The 23279-nt window shown below is 64.5% G+C and carries 20 protein-coding genes; 15 read left to right on the top strand and 5 right to left on the bottom strand.

All coding sequences use genetic code 11. From position 1 onward, the window contains the following. Window positions 1-16: 16 nt before the first annotated feature. Both parC and EC845_RS01880 read right to left on the bottom strand, forming a co-directional pair. Window positions 17-2437, bottom strand: coding sequence for a DNA topoisomerase IV subunit A (parC, locus tag EC845_RS01885; protein WP_123295528.1), 2421 nt, complete (start codon window positions 2435-2437; stop codon window positions 17-19). A gap of 119 nt (window positions 2438-2556) precedes the next feature. Then, complete coding sequence (locus EC845_RS01880) at window positions 2557-4542, bottom strand: DNA topoisomerase IV subunit B (protein ID WP_123295527.1); 1986 nt, start codon at window positions 4540-4542, stop codon at window positions 2557-2559. Between the two features lie 298 nt (window positions 4543-4840). Here EC845_RS01880 and EC845_RS01875 point away from each other — a divergent pair, with 298 nt between their 5' ends. The 6 genes from EC845_RS01875 to EC845_RS01850 all read left to right on the top strand — a co-directional run bounded on the left by EC845_RS01875 (window position 4841) and on the right by EC845_RS01850 (window position 11710). Next, on the top strand, window positions 4841-6946 hold the full coding sequence (locus EC845_RS01875; RefSeq protein ID WP_123295526.1) for a TonB-dependent receptor: 2106 nt from the start codon (window positions 4841-4843) through the stop codon (window positions 6944-6946). Between the two features lie 210 nt (window positions 6947-7156). Then, complete coding sequence (gene cyoA / locus EC845_RS01870) at window positions 7157-8068, top strand: ubiquinol oxidase subunit II (RefSeq protein ID WP_123295525.1); 912 nt, start codon at window positions 7157-7159, stop codon at window positions 8066-8068. 4 nt (window positions 8069-8072) lie between these two features. Beyond that, on the top strand, window positions 8073-10076 hold the full coding sequence (gene cyoB, locus EC845_RS01865; protein WP_123295524.1) for a cytochrome o ubiquinol oxidase subunit I: 2004 nt from the start codon (window positions 8073-8075) through the stop codon (window positions 10074-10076). Between the two features lie 35 nt (window positions 10077-10111). Then, window positions 10112-10738 carry a cytochrome o ubiquinol oxidase subunit III gene (cyoC, locus tag EC845_RS01860; protein WP_123295523.1) on the top strand — a complete coding sequence of 209 codons (627 nt, stop codon included), beginning with the start codon at window positions 10112-10114 and terminating at the stop codon, window positions 10736-10738. Next, complete coding sequence (cyoD, locus tag EC845_RS01855; RefSeq protein ID WP_123295522.1) at window positions 10739-11071, top strand: cytochrome o ubiquinol oxidase subunit IV; 333 nt, start codon at window positions 10739-10741, stop codon at window positions 11069-11071. A gap of 297 nt (window positions 11072-11368) precedes the next feature. Further along, entirely contained in the window at window positions 11369-11710 is a 342-nt protein-coding gene (locus EC845_RS01850; RefSeq protein WP_199739700.1) for a tautomerase family protein, read from the top strand. On the opposite strand, the gene EC845_RS01845 is transcribed toward EC845_RS01850, so the two are convergent. After that, the gene (locus EC845_RS01845) at window positions 11654-12613 is read right to left on the bottom strand and encodes a LysR substrate-binding domain-containing protein (protein WP_123295520.1); all 960 of its coding nucleotides are present in this window, start codon (window positions 12611-12613) and stop codon (window positions 11654-11656) included. The genes EC845_RS01850 and EC845_RS01845 overlap by 57 nt on opposite strands. 105 nt (window positions 12614-12718) lie before the next feature. On the opposite strand from EC845_RS01845, the gene EC845_RS01840 reads away from it, so the two are divergent. The 4 genes from EC845_RS01840 (at window position 12719) to EC845_RS01825 (ending at window position 17021) form a co-directional block, all read left to right on the top strand. Continuing rightward, window positions 12719-13885 carry a mandelate racemase/muconate lactonizing enzyme family protein gene (locus EC845_RS01840; RefSeq protein WP_123295519.1) on the top strand — a complete coding sequence of 389 codons (1167 nt, stop codon included), beginning with the start codon at window positions 12719-12721 and terminating at the stop codon, window positions 13883-13885. A 116-nt stretch (window positions 13886-14001) separates the two neighbouring features. Continuing rightward, window positions 14002-14979 carry a tripartite tricarboxylate transporter substrate-binding protein gene (locus EC845_RS01835; protein ID WP_123296303.1) on the top strand — a complete coding sequence of 326 codons (978 nt, stop codon included), beginning with the start codon at window positions 14002-14004 and terminating at the stop codon, window positions 14977-14979. Window positions 14980-15162: 183 nt separating this feature from the next. Further along, window positions 15163-16098: a tripartite tricarboxylate transporter substrate binding protein gene (locus tag EC845_RS01830; protein WP_233597899.1), complete on the top strand. Its 936-nt coding sequence runs from the start codon at window positions 15163-15165 to the stop codon at window positions 16096-16098. Then, the gene (locus tag EC845_RS01825) at window positions 16095-17021 is read left to right on the top strand and encodes a BMP family ABC transporter substrate-binding protein (protein WP_123295517.1); all 927 of its coding nucleotides are present in this window, start codon (window positions 16095-16097) and stop codon (window positions 17019-17021) included. Before EC845_RS01830 ends, EC845_RS01825 begins: the two co-directional genes overlap by 4 nt. On the opposite strand, the gene EC845_RS01820 is transcribed toward EC845_RS01825, so the two are convergent. Beyond that, complete coding sequence (locus tag EC845_RS01820; RefSeq protein ID WP_123295516.1) at window positions 16966-18285, bottom strand: DEAD/DEAH box helicase; 1320 nt, start codon at window positions 18283-18285, stop codon at window positions 16966-16968. The two genes, EC845_RS01825 and EC845_RS01820, sit on opposite strands and share 56 nt — an antisense overlap. A 126-nt stretch (window positions 18286-18411) precedes the next feature. Continuing rightward, window positions 18412-19101 (bottom strand): FadR/GntR family transcriptional regulator, encoded by a 690-nt coding sequence (locus EC845_RS01815; RefSeq protein ID WP_123295515.1) that lies wholly within the window; start codon window positions 19099-19101, stop codon window positions 18412-18414. Between the two features lie 222 nt (window positions 19102-19323). Between EC845_RS01815 and EC845_RS01810 the strand changes: the two genes are divergently transcribed. The 5 genes from EC845_RS01810 to EC845_RS01790 are packed head-to-tail and all read left to right on the top strand — an operon-like array spanning window position 19324 to window position 23268. Beyond that, window positions 19324-20007, top strand: a complete 684-nt coding sequence (locus tag EC845_RS01810) for an amino acid ABC transporter permease (protein ID WP_123296302.1) — start codon at window positions 19324-19326, stop codon at window positions 20005-20007. Between the two features lie 16 nt (window positions 20008-20023). Further along, a complete protein-coding gene (locus EC845_RS01805) occupies window positions 20024-20674 on the top strand; it encodes an amino acid ABC transporter permease (protein WP_123295514.1) in 651 nt (216 codons plus the stop codon). After that, window positions 20658-21386: an amino acid ABC transporter ATP-binding protein gene (locus tag EC845_RS01800; RefSeq protein WP_123295513.1), complete on the top strand. Its 729-nt coding sequence runs from the start codon at window positions 20658-20660 to the stop codon at window positions 21384-21386. The genes EC845_RS01805 and EC845_RS01800 overlap by 17 nt, the downstream gene beginning before the upstream one ends. A gap of 45 nt (window positions 21387-21431) precedes the next feature. Next, the gene (locus tag EC845_RS01795; protein WP_123295512.1) at window positions 21432-22205 is read left to right on the top strand and encodes a transporter substrate-binding domain-containing protein; all 774 of its coding nucleotides are present in this window, start codon (window positions 21432-21434) and stop codon (window positions 22203-22205) included. 52 nt (window positions 22206-22257) lie between these two features. Further along, complete coding sequence (locus EC845_RS01790; RefSeq protein ID WP_123295511.1) at window positions 22258-23268, top strand: zinc-binding alcohol dehydrogenase family protein; 1011 nt, start codon at window positions 22258-22260, stop codon at window positions 23266-23268. The last annotated feature ends 11 nt before the right edge of the window (window positions 23269-23279 follow it).

Genomic DNA, 23279 nt, shown 5'->3' with positions numbered 1-23279 from the left:
GAAGCCCGCAGACCGCTCAGACCACGCGTGTGACGGCCGAAGGCTTGAAGCCCAGGTCGGCCGCCTTGCCCTTGCGCGCGCGGGCGGCACGTGCATTGTTGAGCGAACGGATTTCGAGCGTTTCGTCGCGGTCCTTGCCGCCGCGACCCACACCCTCGATGCGCACGCTGCGGATGTAGGCCGCTGCACCGGCCAGGGTGTCCTTGTTTTCCAAGTCGATCAGCATCAGGCCGCGGCCGCCCTTGGGCTGCTGCTTGAGTTCGCCGATCTCGAACGTCAGGATCCGACCGCCGGTCGAGGCGCAGGCCACGTGGGTGGCTTCGGGCAGCGGCAGCCCTTCGACGATGGACCCGCCCACCTGCGAGGGCCGGCACAGCGTTTCGTTGTCGGCCAGGTTGACGAAGGACTTGCCGGCCTTGTGGCGCGAGACCATGTGTTCCACCTGGGCCAGGAAACCGTAGCCTCCCGAGCCGCTGAGCAGCAGGCTGGCCGCCGGCGGCCCGGCAAAAAAATGCGCGAGCTGGGTGCCGCTCTCGAGCTCGATCAGCGTGGTCACGGGCTGGCCGTCGCCACGCCCGCCCGGCAGGGCCGAGACGGGCACCGAGTACACCCGGCCATTGCTGCCGAACACGATGAGCACGTCGACGCTGCGGCATTCGAAGGCTGCATACAGCGTGTCGCCCGACTTGAAGCTGTACTCGGGTGCACCGCCTGCGGCCGCCGCCCGTTCGCTGGCCCAGCCCTTCTGGGTCCGGACCCAGCCCTTCTGAGAGACCACGACGGTCACCGGCTCGTCGACCACCTTGATCTCGGCAACGGCTTTTTTCTCCTCGAGGATGAGGGTGCGCCGCTCGTCGCCGAACTGCTTGGCATCGGCCTCGATCTCCTTGATCATCTGCCGGCGCAGCACCGACGGGTTGTCGATGATGTCGCGCAGCTTCTTTTCCTCGTCGCGCAGGGTCGAGAGTTCCTGTTCGATCTTGATGGCCTCGAGCCTTGCCAGCTGGCGCAGGCGGATCTCGAGGATGTCCTCGGCCTGGCGGTCGCTGAGGCTGAATCGTTCGATCAGGGCCGCCTTGGGCTCGTCGCTCGCCCGGATGATGGCGATCACCTCGTCGAGGTTGAGCAGCACGATCTGCCGGCCTTCGAGGATATGGATGCGATCGAGCACCTTGTCGAGCCGGTATTGCGTGCGGCGCAGGATGGTAGCCTGGCGGAAGGCCAGCCACTCGGTGAGCATCTCGCGCAGCGACTTCTGCACCGGCTTGCCGTCCAGTCCCACCATGGTGAGGTTGACCGACGCCGAGGTCTCGAGGCTGGTGTGGGCCAGCAGCGCGGTGATGACTTCCTGCTGGGGGGTGCGGCTGCTCTTGGGCTCGAACACCAGGCGCACGGCCGCGCTCTTGCTCGACTCGTCGCGCACGCCATCGAGCACGGCCAGCAGGCTGGCCTTGAGCTGCTGCTGATCGGCGGTCAGGGCCTTCTTGCCGGCCTTGACCTTGGGGTTGGTCAGCTCCTCGATCTCTTCGAGCACACGCTGCGAGCTCACGCCGGGCGGCAACTCGGTGATCACGAGCTGCCACTGGCCGCGCGCCAGTTCCTCGATCTTCCAGCGGGCCCGCACCTTGAGGCTGCCCCGTCCGCTGCCATAGGCATCGGCGATGTCGCGCGCCGAGCTGATGATCTGGCCGCCGCCCGGATAGTCGGGGCCGGGCACCAGGGCATAGAGCTCGTCGTCGGTCAGCTTGGGCGACCTGGCCAGCGCCACGCTGGCCGCGGCGATCTCGCGCAGGTTGTGACTGGGAATCTCGGTGGCCATGCCCACGGCGATGCCGCTGGCGCCGTTGAGCAGCGAGAACGGCAGCCGCGCCGGCAACTGGCGGGGCTCTTCGGTCGAACCGTCGTAGTTGGGCACGAAGTCGACCGTGCCCATGTCGATCTCGTCGAGCAGCAGGCGGGCAATCGGGGCCAGCCGGGCTTCGGTGTAGCGCATGGCGGCCGCACCGTCTCCATCGCGGCTGCCGAAATTGCCCTGGCCGTCGATCAGCGGATAACGCTGCGAGAAATCCTGCGCCATGCGCACCAGCGCGTCGTAGGCCGCCTGGTCGCCATGCGGATGGAAGCGGCCCAGCACGTCGCCCACCACACGTGCGCTCTTGACCGGCCTGGGGCCGCCCGTGCCCGTGAACGACAGGCCCATGCGGTCCATGGCGTACAGGATGCGGCGCTGCACGGGTTTCTGGCCGTCGGCCACGTCGGGCAAGGCCCGGCCCTTGACGACCGACAGGGCGTACTCGAGGTACGCACGCTGCGCATAGGCCGCCAGCGAAAGGTTGTCGGCCCCCTCCCCGCTGTCGAGCGGGGCAGCGGGTGGCGGCGGATCGCCGCCGGCATCGGCGGGCTCTGCGGAAAAAAGACTGGATTGTTCGGAGCTCATCTGCGGTGTGGTTCGATTAGCGGGCGGCAAGCCGCCGGACTGCAACAACGAATGCCGGGCGGGCGGAACACCCGCGCCAGGTGCACGAGGCCGGGTTCATCCGGCCTGCGGCGGCGGTATCAGACATCGACTTCGATGTCGTTGCCATGGCGCTCCATGAGGTCGCGGCGCGCGGCCGCTTCGCCCTTGCCCATCAGCTTGGTGATCTCGGACTGGGTCTGCAGGAAATCGAGCGTGCCCAGCGAAATGGGCAGCAGACGGCGCGTGTCCGGGTTCAGCGTGGTGTCCCACAACTGCTCGGCACTCATCTCGCCCAGGCCCTTGAAACGGCTGATGGACCAAGCGCTTTCGCGCACGCCGTCCTTGCGCATCTTGTCGAGCGTGGCGTTGAGCTCGGCCTCGTCGAGCGCATAGATCTTTGCCGCGGGCTTCTTGCCGCGCGCCGGCGCATCGACACGGAACAGCGGCGGACGGGCGATGTAGACATGGCCCGTATCGATCAGCTTGGGGAAATGCCGGAAGAACAGCGTGAGCAGCAGCACCTGGATGTGCGAACCGTCGACGTCGGCATCCGAGAGGATGCAGATCTTGCCGTAGCGCAGGCCGGAGAGATCGGGGCTGTCGCCGGGCCCGTGGGGGTCGACGCCGATGGCCACCGAGATGTCGTGGATCTCGTTGTTGGCGAACAGCCGGTCGCGCTCGACCTCCCAGGTGTTGAGCACCTTGCCCCGCAGCGGCAGCACCGCCTGGGTTTCCTTGTCGCGGCCCATCTTGGCGCTGCCGCCGGCCGAATCGCCTTCGACCAGGAACACCTCGTTGTAGGCGATGTCGCGGCTTTCGCAGTCGGTCAGCTTGCCGGGCAGCACGGCGACGCCCGAACCTTTGCGTTTCTCGACCTTCTGGCCCGCCCGCTGGCGGGTCTGCGCGGCCTTGATCGCGAGTTCGGCGAGCTTCTTGCCGTAGTCCACATGCTCGTTGAGCCACAGCTCGAGCGCCGGGCGCACGAAGCTCGAGACCAGGCGCACCGAATCGCGCGAATTCAGGCGTTCCTTGATCTGGCCCTGGAACTGCGGATCGAGCACCTTGGCCGACAGCACATAGCTGGCCCGTGCAAAGACGTCTTCCGGCATCAGCTTGACGCCCTTGGGCAGCAGCGAATGCAGGTCGATGAAGCTCTTGACGGCGTTGAACAGCCCGTCGCGCAAACCGCTTTCGTGGGTCCCCCCGGCACTGGTGGGAATGAGGTTGACGTAGCTTTCGCGCACCGCCTGGCCTTCTTCGGTGAAGGCCACGGCCCAGGCCGCACCCTCGCCTTCGGCAAAGCTGTCGTGCTGGCGGTCGGCGTAACCCTCGCCCTCGAAGATGGGCACCACCGGATCGGCATTCAGCGTCTGGCTCAGGTAATCGAGCAGGCCGCCCTTGTACTGCCAGGTCTGGCTGTCGCGGGTCTTTTCGTTGACCAGGGTGACGCTGATGCCGGGCATCAGCACCGCCTTGCTGCGCAGCAGGTGCACCAGTTCGTTCTGAGGCAGCGCGGGGGATTCGAAGTACTTGGCATCGGGCCAGACCCGCACGGTCGTGCCGTGCTTGCGGTCGCCGCTGGCCTGGGGCCGCTGGGTGAGCGCCTCGACCACATCGCCGCCCGAGAACACCAGGCTGGCCACCTGGCCCTCGCGGTGGCTGGTGGCCTCGAGCCGCGTGGACAGCGCGTTGGTCACGCTCACGCCGACCCCGTGCAGGCCGCCGGAAAAGCTGTAGGCCCCGCCCTTGCCCTTGTCGAACTTGCCGCCTGCGTGCAGACGGGTGAAGACGAGTTCGATCACCGGGGCCTTTTCCTCGGGATGCAGGCCGAAGGGAATGCCGCGGCCGTCGTCCTCGATGCTCACCGACTGGTCGGCGTGCAAGGTCACCTTGATCTTTTTGCCGTAGCCGGCCAGCGCCTCGTCGGCGGCGTTGTCCAGGACCTCCTGGATGATGTGCAACGGATTGTCGGTACGGGTGTACATGCCCGGACGCTGCTTGACCGGTTCGAGTCCCTTGAGAACCCGGATCGAGCCTTCGCCGTATTCGGGGCTCACGGTAGAGGAAGTTGCTTTGGTCGCCATGGTGGGCGATTGTAGTCAGGTTTGACGACGCCCACTGTATGAATAGACAGCCAGCATCGCGCCGATGCTCAAATCCACACCTAGGGAATACCCTTGAATGCGTCTGCGCCTTTACAAAACCGTTATCGTTGCGCCCGCTGGCCGGGCACCGCCGCCCCCTTTTCCGTTCCAGGCACCGCTGCCTGCCGATCGGTCGACACGCCGGTCCGCATGCCGGCCGGGATCCCGAGAAATGGGGCTCCAGCCCGCAGGCCCGGCCCCGCATTTCCTGATCACACCGCTTATGACTCTGACATCCATGCCACTTCGCCTGCATCCTCTTGCACTGGCCGTGCTGACCCTGGCGACGGCCTCGGTTCAAGCCCAGACCGCTCCCGTGGCCGCATCCGCCGGAACGAGCACGCCGACCTTGCCTGAAGTGACCATTTCGAGCACGCTCACCGAACGCCCCATCACCCGTACGCCGGCTTCGGTGAGCCTGGTCGACGGTGCCGACATGCGCGAGGGCAAGGCCCAGATCAACCTCAGCGAAAGCCTGGGCGGCGTGCCCGGCCTGCAGGTGCAGAACCGCAACAACTACGCCCAGGATCTGCAGTTGTCGGTGCGCGGCTTCGGTGCACGATCCACCTTCGGCGTGCGGGGTCTGCGCATCTATGTCGACGGCATTCCCGCCACCATGCCCGACGGACAGGGCCAGACCTCCAACATCGACATCGCTTCGATCGACCATGTAGAAGTCCTGCGCGGACCGTTCTCTGCGATTTACGGCAACTCGTCGGGCGGCGTGATCCAGGTCTACACCGCGCCGGGCGAAGGCCGGCCGCAGGTCACGACCCGATTCAGCGTCGGCAGCGACCACACCTACCGCTACGGCCTGCAAGCCAGCGGCGCCACCGGCCTGGCCACGGGCGTGACCGACTACAACCTCAGCGCCAACCGGTTCACCACCCAGGGTTACCGCGATCACAGCGCGGCGCGCAAGAACCTGGCCAATGCCCGGGTCGGCGTCTCGCTGGGCGACGACAGCAAACTCACGCTGGTGGCCAACAGCGTCGACCTGACGGCCCAGGACCCGCTGGGACTGACCGCCGCGCAGTACGGCGCCGACTGGCACGCCACAGCGCCCCAGGCCACCACCTTCGACACCCGCAAGACGGTGAAGCAGACCCAGGCTGGCGGCGTGTACGACAAACGCATCGACGGCGACAACGATCTGCGCCTGATGGTCTATTACGGCCAGCGCGACACCGTGCAGTACCAATCGATCCCCAAGGCCTCGCAGGCTCCCGCTGCGCATGCCGGCGGCGTGATCGATCTGGCGCGCCAGTATGGCGGGCTCGATGCCCGCTGGACCAGCCGCCAGTCGCTGGCCGGCCGGCCCCTGACGCTGGTCGGCGGCGTGGCCTACGACCAGATGGAGGAAACCCGCAAGGGCTATGAAAACTTCGTCGGCTCGACCCTGGGCGTGCGCGGCAACCTGCGGCGCGACGAACGCAACACGCTGTGGAACATCGACCCCTACCTGCAGGCCTCCTGGCAGGCCAGCGAACGCTGGACGCTGGACGGCGGCCTGCGCTACAGCAGCGTGCATTTCAAGTCGCGCGATCGCTACATCGCCACCGGCAACGGCGACGACAGCGGCAGCGCCTCCTACCGCGAATGGCTGCCGGTCGCCTCGCTCGGCTACCGGGCCACGCCGGACCTCAACCTGTATGCCACCGCCGGCCGCGGCTTCGAGACGCCGACCTTCAACGAGATTTCCTACCGCACCGACAGCCTGCCCGGCCTGAACTTCGCGCTGCAACCCGCACTGAGCAACAACTACGAAGTCGGCGCCAAGCTGCGCACCGGCAATGGCCTGGCCACGCTGGCCCTGTTCCAGACCGACACCCGCGATGAAATCGTCAGCGCCGGCTCGGACAACGGCCGCACCAGCTACGAAAACGCCGGCAAGACCCGCCGCCAGGGCCTCGAGCTGGGCTGGAGCGGCCAATGGGTGGGGGCGCTGCGCTCGCAAGTGGCCTACACCTGGCTCGACGCCAAGGTCCGCAACAGCAGCAGCGGCTCGGCCATTCCGGGGGTCGCCCGCCAGGCGCTGTTCGCCTCGCTGGACTGGCTGCCGCCCCAGGGCTGGCGCGCCGGCGTGGAATGGCGTTACCTCGACAAGGTCTATGCCAACTCCGCCAACACCGTCTCGGCCCCCAGCTACGCCACCACCGGCCTGTACGGCGGCTACAAGCTGATCTGGCAGAAATGGGACCTCAACGCCATCGCCCGCGTCGACAATCTGTTTGACCGGCGATACGTCGGCTCCGTTATCGTGAACGAAAGCAATAGCCGCTATTACGAGCCCGCAATGGGCCGCAGCTGGCTTCTGTCCTTGACAGGAACCTATCATTTCTGAAGTAAATAAGTCTACTTTGATGCTGGGTCGCCGCCGAGCCGTCGTTCGAACGATGTACCATCTCGGTTTTCAGAGATTTGCGTAATGTGTGAAAGCAGCCTGTCGGCGTGACACCCGACGGCTGCTTTCGCTCGGACGCCGTGAAGGATGCGGACGGCGGCGCACACACCTATCTTTTTTCTTGTACTTCTCTATTACATCGATCGAGCCATGAATTCATCGAAAACCTCAGGACTGGCCCGCTGGTTGCTGTCCATCGGACTGCTGGCATTGCTCAGCGGCTGCAACTTGACCGTGCTGGACCCCAAAGGCCAGATCGGCATTGCGCAGAAGGAACTGCTCATCATCTGTACCGCGCTGATGCTGCTGGTGGTGGTTCCGGTCATCATCATGACCTTCGTGTTCGCGTGGAAGTACCGCGAATCCAACACCGAGGCAGAGTACCTGCCCAACTGGTCGCACTCCACCAAGATCGAAGCCGTGGTCTGGGCCGTGCCCTGCGTGATCATCGTTTTCCTGGCCATCCTGACCTGGAAATCGTCGCACGCCCTCGACCCCTACAAACCGCTGGAATCGAGCGTCAAGCCCGTGACCATCCAGGCCATCTCGATGGACTGGAAGTGGCTCTTCATCTACCCCGAAGAAGGCGTGGCGACGATCAACGAGATCGCCTTCCCCGTCGACACCCCGGTGAACTTCCAGATCACCTCGGACACGGTGATGAACGCCTTCTTCATCCCCCAGCTGGGTTCGATGATCTACTCCATGGCCGGCATGGAAACCAAGCTGCACCTGGACGCCCACGAGATCGGCAACTACGACGGCATGTCCTCGCACTACAGCGGCGGCGGTTTCTCCGGCATGTCCTTCGTGGCCAAGGCCACCTCGAACGAGGACTACCAGGCCTGGCTGGCCAAGGCCAAGGCTTCGCCCCTGCAGCTCAACGCCGAGCAGTACCGCGACCTGTCCCTGCTGCGCAACGACAAGAAAGCCCCCGTGACCTACTTCTCGTCGGTCACGCCCAACCTGTTCACGCAAGTGATCCACAAGTACATGAGCCCAACCGCCAAGGATAGAGAAGTCGCGCTGGCCATGAACACGATTTGCCGCGCCGGAGAATAAGACAATGATGGGAAAACTGAACCTAGATCAAATGCTGTTCCTTCACGAACCGATTGTGTTCGTGACGCTGATCGGCGTGCTCATCGGAGGAGCAGCCCTGCTGGCAGCCATCACCTACTTCAAGAAGTGGACCTGGCTGTGGAAAGAGTGGCTGACGAGCGTCGACCACAAGAAAATCGGCGTGATGTACATCATCGTCGCCCTGGTGATGCTGCTGCGCGGCTTCGCCGACGCCATCATGATGCGCGGCCAGCAGGCCGTTGCAGTTGCCGGTGCCGAAGGTTTCCTGCCGCCCCACCATTACGACCAGATCTTCACCGCCCACGGCGTGATCATGATTTTCTTCATGGCCATGCCTTTCATGACGGGCCTGGTCAACATCGTGGTGCCGCTGCAGATCGGCGCCCGCGACGTGGCTTTCCCTTTCCTGAACTCGCTGAGCTTCTGGCTGTTCGCCTCCGGCGCCGTGATGATCATGCTGTCGCTGTTCGTGGGTGAATTCGCCGCGACCGGCTGGCTGGCCTTCCCGCCGCTGTCGCTGCTGGAGTTCAGTCCGGGCGTGGGGGTCGACTACTACATCTGGGCCCTGCAGTTGTCGGGCCTGGGTACGCTGCTGGCCGGCGTGAACTTCGTGGTCACCATCTTCAAGATGCGTGCCCCCGGCATGACGCTCATGAAGATGCCCATCTTCACCTGGACCGCACTCGTCACCAACGTGCTGATCGTCGCCGCCTTCCCGGTGCTGACGGCCACGCTGGCGCTGCTGGGCGCCGACCGTTACCTGGACACCCACTTCTTCACCAACGACGGTGGTGGGAATGCCATGTTCTACGTCAACCTGATCTGGATCTGGGGCCACCCCGAGGTCTACATCCTGATCCTGCCGGCGTTCGGCGTTTTCTCTGAAATCGTCGCCACCTTCGCCCGCAAGAAGCTGTTCGGCTACGCCTCCATGGTGTACGCCACCTCCGCCATCGGTATCCTGTCCTTCATCGTGTGGCTGCACCACTTCTTCACGATGGGTTCGGGCGCCAACGTCAATGCCTTCTTCGGCATCGCCACCATGATCATCTCCATCCCGACCGGGGTGAAGGTGTTCAACTGGCTGTTCACCATGTACAAGGGCCGCATCCAGTTCAAGAGCCCGATGTACTGGACCATGGGCTTCATGGTGACCTTCGTGATCGGCGGCATGACCGGCGTGATCCTGGCCATCCCCGCCGTCGACTTCGTGCTGCACAACAGCCTGTTCCTGATCGCTCACTTCCACAACGTCATCATCGGCGGCGTGCTGTTCGGTTACGTGGCCGGCCTGGTGTACTGGTTCCCCAAGTCGTTCGGTTTCTCGCTCGACGAAAAGTGGGGCAAGCGTTCGTTCTGGTGCTGGCTGGTGGGCTTCTACCTGGCCTTCATGCCGCTGTACGTGCTGGGCTTCATGGGCATGACGCGCCGTATGCAGAGCTATGAGAACCCGGCATGGCAGCCCTGGCTGATCGTCGCGGCCATCGGCGCCGTGGTGATCGCTGCCGGCATCGCCTGCATGCTGATCATGATCGTGGTCTCCATCATCAACCGCAACAAGAACCTCGACCTGACCGGCGACTACTGGGGCACCGGCCGTACGCTGGAGTGGGCCACCTCCTCGCCCCCGCCGTTCTACAACTTCGCACACGTGCCCCACGTGTCCGAACTCGACGAGTTCTGGGAACAGAAGGTCAAGGGCACGGCTTACAAGAAGCCCGCCAAGTACACCGACATCCACATGCCGCGCAACACCGGCACGGGCGTGATCATGGGTGCATTCGGCACGGCCCTGGGCTTTGCGCTGACCTTCCACATGTGGTGGCTGGCCGTGATCGGCCTGGCCGGCATGATCATCGCGTTCATCGTGCGTTCGTTCGACGACGACATCGATTACTACGTGCCGGCAGCCGAGGTGGAGCGCATCGAAAACGCCCATCGCCAACGCCTGGAAAAAGCCATGCCTGAACTGGCCCGCAACGCCTGATCCACGCATCCATCCGATACACATCGACCAACAACATGTCCAGCACCACACTCGACCCTCACGCCGCGCACGCGGCGCATGACGAGCACGACGAACACCATCACGACGCCGGCGGCAATACCGTCTTCGGCTTCTGGGTGTACCTGATGAGCGACTGCATCATCTTCGCGTGCCTGTTCGCCACCTTTGCCGTGCTCTCCAACGCCGTCGCCGACGGTCCGTCCGGCAAGGAACTGTTCGACCTGTCCTTCGTGGCCGTCGAAACCGCCCTGCTGCTGCTGAGCTCGCTGAGCTTCGGCCTCGGCATGCTGCAGGCCCACAAGGGCAACGTGAAGGGGCTGTTCGCCTGGCTGGCCGTCACCTTCCTGCTGGGTGCGGGCTTCATCGGCATGGAGCTCTACGAGTTCAACCACCTCATCCACGAGGGCGCAGGCCCCGGTGCCAGCGCCTTCTGGTCGTCGTTCTTCCTGCTGGTCGGCACCCACGGCTTGCACGTGACCTGCGGCCTGATCTGGATGGTCATCCTGGTGATCCAGATCAGCCGCAAGGGCCTGACCGCCGTCAACAGCACGCGACTGGCCTGCCTCAGCCTGTTCTGGCACTTCTTGGACATCATCTGGATCGGTGTGTTCACTGTCGTCTATCTTCTGGGAGCCCTGTAAATGAGCGGACATGCACACGCCGAAGGCGGCGCCAGCCACGGCACCGTCACCTCTTACATCACCGGTTTTGTTCTCTCGGCCATCCTGACCATCATTCCGTTCTGGATCGTGATGACCGGGTCGCTGCCGCGCGGCACCACCATCATCGCCATCTCGCTGCTGGCAGCGGTTCAGGTCGTGGTGCAACTGGTCTACTTCCTGCACATGGACCGTTCGTCCGAACAGCGCTGGAACGTGCTGACCTTCATCTTCACGATCAAAGTCCTGGCCATCATTCTGGTGGGCTCGCTCTGGGTCATGCACAACATGAACGCCAACATGATGCACGGCTGAGCGGCCGCATCGGCGGTCCCCTTTCCCAGGGGCCGCCATACACCGGAACCGCCTCGGTATCGAGGCGGTTTTTTTATGCCCGACGCATTCGACGGCTCTGCTGTGTATGCACGGTGTGACCGGCCGGTTCGAAGCGAATGTGCCGTCATAAGCTTGTGGCCTTTCCGACATTGGCAGTCATCCCGTTGCGCCCTAAAGTCGAACCACACGTCTTCCCCGAATACAGCAGTCGTCGAAAGCGAGGGTCCTGTGCCACTGGCAAAAATCGAAGTGAGAAAGAGTCGGCCTGCCGATCAAGTGCAAGCCTTGATCGAGGCGGTCTATCTGGCGCAGAGAGAAGCGCTCAAGGTTCCCGAGAACGACCGGCAAATTCGCTACATCGAGCACAAGCCGGAACACTTTGCCGTGCCGCCGGACAAGGGCGACGACTACACGATCGTGGAAATCAACCTGTTTCCAGGCCGCTCCGCAGAGGCCAAGAAGGCCTTGTTCACGTCCATCGTCACCCGGTTCGAAGCACTGGGCATCTCGAGAGCCGACGTGTTCATCGTGCTGCATGAACCGCCGCTCGAGAACTGGGCGTTACGCGGCGGCATTCCGGCGTCCGAATTGAACCTGGGTTTCCGCCTCGACGTCTAGGAAGGGCTGCTCCACGGCAGCCGCTTCCCAGAGCGCCTCGGCCACCTGGCCCAGTGCGCTGCGGGCGCGGTAAAGCCGGATGTCCAGATCGACATGCCAGTGCGGCGCAGCCGCCGGCACGACCGTGCCCGCGAGCAGGTCATCCCGGATGAGGCTTTGCGGCAGCCAGGCGATGCCGCGTCCATCGAGAACCATGGTCCTCAGTACCGAGGCCAGATGGGCAGTGAAGGCGGTATGAGTCGGGATTCGGTTCAGCTCGGCCTGGCATGTCTCGCGCAGGATCTGGCTCAGGCCCGATTCGGCGCTGTAGCTCAGCAGAGCCACAGGTGACTCGCCCTGCTCGAGACGATGCAGAGGCACGCCCTGCTCATCCACCGCCGTGACGGGAATCAGGCTGTCGCGACCGATCCGCAGCGATCGGTACCCGTCGGTGTCGAGTTTCCCCGGGACCTGCGCATGCGCGTGACACAGCACGAACTGCACTTTGCTGTGTTCCAGCAGCGATTCACAGCGCTGCAGCACGTCCGACTCCAACTGCACGGTTCCGACCAGGGTCAACGCATCGAAACGGCGCAACCACCTGGGCACGAAGGTGAAGGACAGCGCATGCGTGGCCGCGAATCTCAGCGAGCGCGAGCTCATTTCCGCCACGGCCCGCGCTTCGCCCGGCACACGGGCCACCTGCTCCAGCAGGTCTTGCGCGACGTTCTGAAACCATTGCCCGGCGACCGTCAGCCGAACGGGATGCGAGCTGCGGTCGAACAGCTCGGTGCCCAGCCAGTCTTCGAGCGCACGGATCCGTCGGCCGAATGCGGGCTGGGTCATGTGCCTCGCATCGGCGGCCCGAGAGAAATTCCCCAGGGCCGCCAACGTCAGGAAATCATCGAGCCAGGAGAGGTTCATAGCCGGTGCTTTGAAAGCATCAAAAGGAAAAAAATCAGCATTGGCCAGGACCGACGCGATTGCAGATCATAGCCATCCTCCCGCACGACAAACCAAGGAGTCCGCATGAGAATCGTCGACGTCAGAGAAATCACCCTCCCCATCAGTTCCCCCATTCGCAACGCCTACATCGACTTCAGCAAGATGACGCTGAGTCTGGTCGCCGTCGTCACCGATGTGATGCGCGACGGCCGGCCGGTGGTCGGCTACGGCTTCAACTCCAACGGCCGGTATGGCCAGGGCAAGTTGATGCGCGAACGTTTCATCCCGCGCATTCTCGAGGCGGCACCGGACACCCTCGTCGACGACAGCGGGCGCAATCTGTGCCCGCACAAGATCTGGAACGCCATGTTCACCAACGAAAAGCCCGGCGGCCATGGCGAACGCTCGGTGGCCATCGGCACCATCGACATGGCGGTCTGGGATGCGGTGGCCAAGATCGAAGGCAAACCGCTGTTCCAGTTGCTCGCCGATCGCTACGGCAACGGTCAACCCGACCGCAAGATCTTCGTGTATGCCGCCGGCGGTTACTACTACCCCGGCCAGGACCACGGCAAACTCAAGGACGAGATGCGCAGCTATATCGACCGCGGTTACACCGTGGTCAAGAAAAAGATCGGCGGCGCGTCGCTCGACGAGGATCTGCGCCGCATCGATTCGATCCTGAGCGTGCTGCAGGACGGACAGAAACTCTGCGTGGATGCCAACGGCCGTTTCGACCTCGATACCGCGATTCAGTACGCCAAGGCCTTGTCCCAGTACGACCTGTTCTGGTATGAAGAGCCCGGCGATCCGCTGGATTTCGAGCTGCAGGCCACGCTGCGCAATTACTACAGCAACCCCATGGCGACCGGCGAAGACCTGTTCTCGATGCAGGATGCGCGCAACCTGATCCGTTACGGCGGCCTGAGGCCGGATCGCGACTGGCTGCAGTTCGACTGCGCGCTGAGCTACGGCCTGGTCGAGTACCTGCGCACGCTCGACATGCTGAAGGAGCACGGCTGGTCGGCCAGTCGATGCATTCCCCATGGCGGCCATCAGATGTCGCTGAACATCGCAGCCGGTCTGGGCCTGGGCGGCAACGAATCCTATCCCGACCTGTTCCAGCCCTTCGGCGGCTTCCCGGACGGCGTGAAAGTCATCGACGGTCATGTGACGTTGCCCGACCTGCCCGGCATCGGCTTCGAGGGCAAGGCCGATCTTTTTGCGCACATGCAGAAGCTGTCGGGCTGAGCCGGCGTGAATCGGTGAAGCCGCCTGCCGGGCCCGGGAGGCAGGGTCCATCCGTCCTCGCCCCGCGGCGGCACCCACACAGAACAGACAGAACAAACAGGAGACAAGACATGAACATGCTTTCAAAACGCGCCACCTGGCTGGTATCGGCTCTCGCATTCACGTCGGGTGCGGCCTGGGCCGAATTTCCCGACCGGCCGATCACGCTGGTGGTTCCTTTCGCGGCCGGCGGCCCGAGCGACAAGATCGCCCGGGACCTCGCCGAAGCGCTCAGGAAACCGCTGGCCCAGACCGTGCTCGTCGACAACACGGCGGGTGCCGGGGGAACGATCGGATCGGCCCGCGTCGCCCGTGCGAATCCCGACGGCTACACCCTGCTGGTCCATCACATCGGCATGGCGACCGCGCCATCGCTGTACAAGAAGCTGCCGTTCAAGACGCCGGATGACTTCGAATTTCTGGGACTGGTCAACGAGGCGCCGTCGACCCTGATCGGCAGGCCCACGCTGGCCGCCTCCAGCTTCGCCGAGCTGAGGACATGGATCTCGGAGAACGACGGAAAAATCAACTTGGCCAATGCCGGCGTAGGCTCGGCTTCGCACCTCTGTGCACTCATGCTCCAGAGCGCCATGAAATCCACGATGACCGCCGTGCCCTACAAGGGGACGGCCCCTGCCATGAACGATCTCATGGGTGGACAAGTCGACCTGATGTGCGAACAGGCCACCAATGCGGTTCCCCAGATCGAGGGAAAGAAGGTGAAGGTCTATGCCGTGACCAGCGCCCGGCGGCTGGCGCTGCCCGCCCTTGCACAGGTTCCCACGCTGTCGGAATCCGGTTTGAACGGTTTTGACGTGCAGGTCTGGCACGGAGTGTATGCCCCTCGCGGCACGCCGCCTGCCGTGCTCGCCCGGCTGAACGCCGCCTTGCAAACCGCGCTTCGGGAGCCTGACCTGATCAAGCGCCAGGAAGCCCTGGGCCTGCGCATCGTGACGGACGAGCGACTGACTCCTGCAGGGCATCGGCAGTTCGTCGAGCAGGAAATCGAGCGCTGGTCCAAGGTGATCCAGAAATCGGGCGTCACCGCCGAGTGACGAGGCACAGCGCCGGATGCCTTGAACCGGAAACACGCAAGACCATTCGGCGCATAAGCATAGTCGTTTCCCGAGCATTCCTTTTGGTCATACTAAATGAATTCATCATTTCATTTGGTTATGAAAAATTCCAGCTTCCATTCGGGACTTCATTGGGGACGTCGCCGGTTTGTCCTCTCGGCGATGGCTCTCGCCGCCGCGCCCGCGCTTCACGCCAACGGCAAATGGCCCGAGGCCCCCGTCCATCTGGTCGTGACTTTCCCGCCGGGCGGAGCCAGCGACATCGTCGCACGCGTCATCGCGCCGCATCTGTCGTCGCGGCTGGGCCAGCCCGTGGTCATCGACAACCGGCCGGGTGCGGGCTCGACCATCGGCGCACGCCTGGTCGCCGATGCCAAGCCGGACGGGCTGACGCTGCTGATGTCGAATTCGGCGCCGCTGAGCATTTCTCCCGCTCTGCTGAACGCCCCTGGCTACAGCCCGGACGAGAGTTTCAGCCACATCGCCTACATCGGCGCAGTGCCGACGGTGTTCGTGACCCACCCCTCGGTGCCGGCACGCAACCTCGCCGAGCTGGTGCAGTGGATCAGACAGCAAGGCGCCCCTGTGGCCTTCGGCAGCGGCGGTGCGGCCTCGGTGGGCCATATCGTCGGCGAGCAGTTTGCCAAGCTGGCCGGCGTCGAACTGCTGCACGTGCCCTACAAGGGTGCCGGGCCGATGCGTTCGGACCTGCTGGGTGGCCAGATCCTCCTGGCGGTGGATGCGCTGCCGCAGAACATCCCGCTCGCGCAGAGCGACAAGCTACGCCTGCTGGCCGTCACCTCGCGCCAACGTGCGCCGCAGGCGGCCTCGGTGCCCACAGTGGCTGAATCCGGCTATCCGTCGCTGGTCGCGGAAAACTATGTGGGCGTGTCGGCGCCCAAGGGAACGCCCGAGGCGCGCATCGCGCTGCTGCATCAAGCCATTGCGGAGGCCGTCGCCCTGCCCGAGGTGCGCAAGGCCTTGATCGACCAGGGGTTCGAGTTGCGGACGATGAGCGCATCCGAGTTCTCGTCCTTCGTTCATGAACAGGCTCGGACCTGGGCGCCGCTGGTGCGCCAGACCGGAGCGACGCTGTGAGCGCGCGGGCCACCGACGTGGTGTTCTTCGGCCAGGAAGGCGCGGGGGGTTTCAACGAATCGGGCCTGGCCGGAGTCCGGGCCGCCCAGGCCAAGGGCCATGCCGTCAACATCCACTGGATCGCCGATCCGCAGACGCGCAACGCCGCTTTGGCACGCATCGCCGAAAGCCGGCCCGAACTGGTGATCGCCCACGGCGGACAGGGCAACCTGCCCGTGCGGTCGGTGGCCGCCGATTTTCCCGAAACCCGCTTTGTCGTCACGCAGGGCGACTACCTCGCACCCAACGTGGCCAGCTATGAAGTGCTGCAGGAACAATCGGCTTTCCTGGCCGGGGTGCTGGCGGCCAGACTGAGCCGTAGCCAGGTGGTCGGCCATCTGTCCGGCGAGAAGGTGCCGCCTGGACTGAAGGGCCGCGCGGCATTCCATGCCGGGTACGAGGCCGCCGGCGGTCAGCGATTCGTCACGGCTTTCTGCGGCGACCAGCACGATCCGGAGCTGGGCTATCGGTACGGCCGCTCGCTGATCGAGGCCGGTGCCGATGTGATCTTCGCCATGCTCGACGGCGGACGGCCGGGCCTGATCCAGGCCTGCCGCGAGGCCGGCATCAAGCAGATCGGCAACGTGCTGGACTGGACCGCCCGCGAAGGCGCGGTCTTTGCGGCATCGGCCATGGCTGATTCAGGCCAGTTGATCGACATCGCGATCGGCGATCACGCGGCTGGAAACCTGCGCCTGAACCACAAGGTCTGCTTTGGCCTGGAACGGCCCGATCTGGTCCGGCTGCAGCTTCACGCGGAGTTGCAAGCCGCACTGGGCCCGGAGCTGGAAACCTGGCGCGAGCGCATCCTCGCGCATCCGCAACAGGTCAGGACCGCGTACGCAGGTCCGGAACTGCAGAGCCATCCGCTTCCCGCCGTTTAGCGTCTTCTGCCGCGGCGGCGCGCAGACGGTCTTTTTTGCTGGGCCGCTTGCCCTTGATGCCGCCGTTGCCATCCTCGGCGCCCGGTACCGGAGAAGCCGGCACGGCCTCTTCGGTGGGCTCGAACCCTTCCAGCGTTTCCAGCGGAATGTCCAGCCGCTGGCGCTTGGCGATCAGGCGCCAGTGGGCGGCAGTGGGTGCGGTCACGAAGCTCACGGCCAGTCCGCTTTCGCCGGCTCGGCCCGTGCGGCCGATGCGATGCACGTAATCGGCCACCGCGCGCGGCAAATCGTAGTTCACCACCACCGGCAGATCGCTGATGTCGATGCCCCGGGCGGACAGGTCGGTGGCCACGACCACCTCCCAGCGCTCGTCCTTGAACTCGTCGAGCACGCGCGTGCGGGCTCCCTGGCTCAGGCCGCCATGGAAAGCGGTGGCGTAGACGCCCTGGCGATAGAGTTTTTCGGCGACCAGCTCGGCCGCATACTGGGTCGCGACAAAGACCAGCACCCGCGACCATTCGTGGGTCTCGATGAGATGGCGCAGCAGCGCCGTGCGGCGCGTGGTGTCGACGGCGATGGCGCGCTGGGCGATGTCGGGCACGGTCTCGGGCGTCTGCGCGATCTCGATGACCACCGGCCGGTGCAGCAGGCCCTCGGCCAGCCGGACCACGGCGGGTGAATAGGTGGCCGAAAACAGCAGGTTCTGGCGCCGGGCCGGCAGCAGGCCGAGCACACGCTGGAGTTCTTCGGCAAATCCCAGGTCGAGCAGGCGGTCGGCCTCGTCGAGCACCAGGGTGTGCACCTCGGACAGGGCCAGGGCACGGTGCTCGACCAGGTCGATCAGGCGTCCGGGTGTAGCCACCACCAGATCGGCGCCGCCACGCAGTCCCATCATCTGGGGATTGATCGATTCGCCGCCGAACACGACATGGATGCGCAGGCGTTGCGGCAGGTGCCGGGCCAGGTCACGCAGCACCGTGCCGACCTGCAGCGCCAGTTCGCGTGTCGGCACCAGCACCAGTGCGTAAGGACCGCGCGTGCGTGCAGCGCCGAAGCGGCCCGCGTTCCCCTCGATCAGGCGCTGCAGCACGGGCAGGCCGTAAGCAGCCGTCTTACCCGAACCGGTCTGGGCACACGCGCGCAGGTCTGCCCCGCCGAGAACCACCGGGATGGCCGCCGACTGAATGGGCGTGGGCGATTCGAAGCCCAGGGCACGAGCGGCGGTCAGCAGGGCAGCCGGCAGGCCGAGAGAATCAAAAGACATGGAGCAGATGCGCGGAACGCAAAGATGTGGGCAAGGGGGGGATTGTGCATTGCCAGCGACGGCGTCATCCCGCCCGCCGTTGTTCCTGCGCAAGGAATCGGCCGCGCCGCCTGCGCCAAGCCGCATTCAGTTCCTGAACCACCGGTCGATGGCCGCCTGGATGTGGCAGCGCATCGCGGCTTCGGCGACCAGGGGATCCCGCGCCACCAGCGCCCGATAGATCTGCTCGTGCTCGGCCACCGCAGCCGACCAGGTGGGACGGTCCTCCATGCGCGCACGCATGTGTTCGGCCAGCGGACTCTGGCGCTGGTCGAACAGCGTGCCGACCAGGCTGACGAGAACGGAGTTGCCGCTCATCTCGGCAATGCGCACATGGAACTCGCGGTCATGCGCCAGCACGTCGATGCCCTGAACGATGTCTGCGCGCATGGCATCGATGCTGTCCCTGACGCGGGCCAGACCGGCCGGCGTGGCGTGCACGCAGGCCAGGGCCACCACGGCGCCCTCGAGCGCCGAACGGGCCTGCATCAGCTCGACGGGGCTTTCTCCCATGGAGAGAACCACCCCCGTGCGCCGCGGCTGGGCACAGACATAGATGCCCGAGCCCATGCGGATTTCCACGCTGCCTTCGATTTCGAGCGCAATCAGGGCTTCACGCAGCGAAGGCCGCGAAACCCCGAGCTGCGTGGCCAGATCGCGTTCGGGCGGCAGACGGCTGCCCACCGGGTATTGGCCCAGTTGGATCAATTCGCGGACCCGGTCGGCGATCTGCTGATAAAGGCGGCGTGTTTCGACAGGACGCAAGGCTTCTGACATGACGATACCGGAGGACAGTGGCTTCTGGTCAGGCCAACTGGCAAGACCAAAGATGGAATTTCTTTGATTCTCACATGACAACCAGTAGAAATTTGAAATTTTTCAACGACATCCAGAAAGACAGGGTTTTCACGGTAAGGCCAATTTAAAGCTTTGTGCAGAATTGGCCTTACCAGAACATGAAGCGCAACGACGACTTCGACCCTCATGGAGACCCCGCGTGTGAATTACTCATTTGATTTCAGTGTGCCGCTGGCCTACTGGCCCGATTTCCTGGCCGGCGCCTGGACCACCCTGGCCCTGTCCCTGAGCGCCACGGTGTTCGGTTTTCTGGTCGGTGTCTTCTGTGCACTGGCCAAGACCGGCAGCCAGAAATGGCTGGCACACTTGGCCAGTGCCTATGTCGAACTGATCCGCAACACACCGTTGCTGGTCCAGGTCTTCATCGTCTACTTCGGCCTGTCCTCCATGGGCTTGCAGCTGGGCGCCTTTGCCGCCGCCACCATTGCGCTGGTCATCAACGTCGCGGCCTACACCAGCGAAATCGTCCGCGCAGGCATCGACTCCATTCCCAAGGGCCAGCTCGAGGCCGCCGAATGCATGGCCCTGTCGCGCTGGCAGACGCTGTGCCACGTGGTGCTGCCACCGGCCATCGAGCGGGTCTATCCCGCGCTCACCAGCCAGTATGTGCTGCTCATGCTGGCCTCGTCGATCTGCTCGCAGATTTCTGCCGAGGAACTGACAGCCGTGGCCAACCGCATTCAGTCCGACACCTTCCGGTCGGTCGAGACCTACCTGATCGTCGCCGTGGCGTATCTGCTGATGTCGCTGGTCATGCGAGGCATTTTCTGGCTGCTGGCGATGCTGGCATTCCCCCGTCTGCGCCGTCTCGGCACACCGATCTGATCGAGAGGTCCATGTCATGGGTTTTCTGACCACCGCTCATCTGCTGTTCCTGCTGGATGGCTTGTTGTGGACTGTCGGGCTGTCGTTGCTGGCCTTCCTCGGCGGCGGCACGCTCGGTTTTCTGGTTGCGATCGGGTGTTCCTACGGCCCGCGCTGGAGCCGTTTCCTGGTGTCTTGTTATGTCAAGCTGATCCAGGGCACCCCGCTGCTCGTCCTGCTCCCCCTCGCCTACTTCGGTCTGCCGACGCTGGGGCTGGATGTTCCGGCGCTGGCCGCCGCTGCCATCGCCTTGTCGATCTACGTGTCGGCCTACCTGGGCGAAATCTGGCGCGGCTGCCTGCAGTCGGTTCCCCGCCAGCAGGCCGAAGCGGCCGAATGCCTGGCGCTGCGCTGGCATCACCGCCTCGCCCATGTGCTGCTGCCGCAGGCCATCCGCATCGCCACGCCGCCCACGGTGGGCTTCATGGTGCAGATCGTCAAGAACACCTCGCTGGCATCCGCCATCGGCTTCGTCGAGCTGGCTCGCGCCGGCCAGATCATCAACAACTCGACCTTCGAGCCGTTCGTGATCTTCATGATCGTCGCCGCCATGTACTTCGCGCTTTGTTATCCCCTCTCCGTTTTCAGCCGCCGCCTCGAAAGGAAGTTCCATGTCGCCCATCGTTGAAGTCGACAACATCTGCAAGAGCTTTGGAGTCGCCAAGGTCCTGCAGGGTGTCTCGTTCACGGTCAGGAAAGGATCGGTCGTCGCCATCATCGGCCAGAGCGGGTCGGGCAAGAGCACGGCTCTGCGCTGCATCGACCGGCTCGAGACGATAGACAGCGGCCGTATCCGCGTCTGCGGACACGAGCTGGCCTCGCCGGGACTGGACCTGAACCAGTTGCGCCGCGATGTCGGCATCGTGTTCCAGAGCTACAACCTGTTCCCGCACCTGACCGCCGAAGAAAACATCATGCTCGCGCCGCGCCTGGTCAAGCGGCAGAGCCGTTCGGATGCGAGGGAAAAGGCCCGCCACGTCCTGGCCCAGGTGGGACTGTCGGAAAAGGGTCCATGCTACCCCTCGCAGCTTTCAGGCGGTCAGCAGCAGCGTGTGGCCATCGCGCGTTCGCTGGCCATGGAGCCCCAGCTGATGCTGTTCGACGAGGTGACCTCGGCGCTCGACCCCCAACTGACCGGCGAGGTGCTCAGGGTGATGGAAAACCTCGCCGCCGCCGGCATGACCATGATTCTGGTCACCCACGAGATGGCCTTCGCCCGCCGCGTGGCCGACGAGGTGATCTTCATGCACCAGGGCCGGGTCTGGGAACACGGTCCGTCCAGTCTGCTCGACAACCCGGCGACCGCCGAACTGCGCGACTTCATCGGCAACGGCCTTTGATCGCCCCCTTTGCATCACTTCGATAACCTGAAACAGGAGACAACCATGAACCGCCTTTCCCACCTCATGCGCGCGCTGGGCTGGAGCACCGCCCTGTGCTGTCTGCTCGTCACCACGGCCGCACATGCCGATCTGCTCAAGGACATCAAGGCCGCAGGCAAGATCAGGATTGCCCTCGACACCGGCTCGCCGCCCTACGGATTCGTCGACAGTGCGCTCAAGCCGGTGGGCTCGGACGTGGAAACCGCGCAACTGCTGGCTCAGGACCTGGGGGTCCAGCTCGACATCGTTCAGACCACCAGCCCCAATCGCATTCCCTTCCTGCAGACCGGCAAGGCGGACATCGTGGTGGCTTCGCTTTCGATGACCCCCGAGCGCGAAAAGATCGTCGATTTCTCGGTGCCCTACGCGCAGATCCTGGCCGTGGTGGCAGCCCCCAAATCGGTGGTCATCAAGAGCTTCGACGACCTCAAGGGAAAACGCGTCGCCACCACACGCGGCTCGAACAACGACAAGGTCGTGACCACGGGCGCCAACGGGGCACAGATCGTTCGCTACGACGACGACGCGACGCTGGTGACGGCCGCCGTCAGCGGTCAGGCGGACATCCTCGCCACCTCGCCGGCCATCGTCAGCGCCGTGCTGGCCAAGTCGCCGCAAAAGGATCTGGTGACCCAGTTCGTGATGCAGACCGTGCCGCTGGGCATCGGGTTGCGCAAGAACGAGCCGGAGCTCAAGGCCTGGCTCGATGCCTGGGTCACGGAGAACACCCAGAACGGCAAGTTGACCGCGATCTACAAGAAATACCACGGCAGTTGATCACCCGACTGCAAGCCACCGCCGTTTTGGAGCCATTTCAATGAGTACGAACATGCTGACCGTGTCCTGTGTCACCCCGGGCAACCTCAGTCTCGAGCAACGCGAACGCCCCGTGCCGGGCCCGGGCGAAGTGCTGCTGCGCATTCGCCGGGTGGGCGTCTGCGGGACGGATCTGCACATCTTCTCCGGCAATCAGCCGTATCTCCAGTACCCGAGGGTCATGGGGCACGAGATCGCCGCCGTGGTGGAGTGGTCCCCCGCCGGCAGCAGGCTGAGCGCCGGCGACGTGGTCTACGTCATGCCTTACATCGCCTGCGGCCACTGCGTCGCCTGCCGTCAGGGCAAGACCAACTGCTGCGTCTCGCTCCAGGTCCTGGGCGTCCACCGCGACGGTGCGCTGGCCGAATACCTGGCGCTGCCGGAAGCCTATGTGCACAAGGCCGAAGGCGTGACGCTCGACCAGGCCGCGATGGTCGAGTTCCTGGCCATCGGCGCGCATGCGATACGGCGCGCCGATGTACAGGCCGGACAGCGGGTGCTGGTGGTCGGAGCCGGGCCCATCGGCATGGCCGCCATGATCTTTGCCCAGTTGCGAGGCGCATCGGTGACGGCGCTCGACACGCGTGCCGACCGCCTGGCGTTCTGCGAACGTGAACTCGGCATCGCCCGCAGCGTGGCGATCGGCCCCGACGACGTGCAGGCGCTGTCGGCACAGACCGACGGCGAATTCTTCGATGTGGTGTTCGATGCCACCGGCAATGCCAAGGCGATCGAACGCGGCTTCGGTTTCGTCGCCCATGCCGGTCAATACGTGCTGATCTCCATCGTGCGGGACAACATCACGTTTTCCGACCCCGAATTTCACAAGCGGGAAACAACCTTGCTGGGCAGCCGCAATGCGACCACCGAGGACTTTGAAACCGTGCTCCAGGCCATGCGCGCAGGCCGGGTGCCGACGGACGCCCTCAACACCCACCGCTTGAAGTTCACCGAGCTGCCGGAGAAATTCCCGTCGCTGCTGGACCCCGCGCAAGGCGTTGTCAAAGCCATCGTGGAAATCTGAGGATCCTTGCC

It is taken from the genome of Comamonas sp. BIGb0124 (assembly GCF_003752175.1).
GTDB lineage: Bacteria > Pseudomonadota > Gammaproteobacteria > Burkholderiales > Burkholderiaceae_C > Comamonas_F.
Note: the sequence above shows the minus strand (reverse complement) of the source record. Positions and strands in the feature narration are given on the sequence as shown.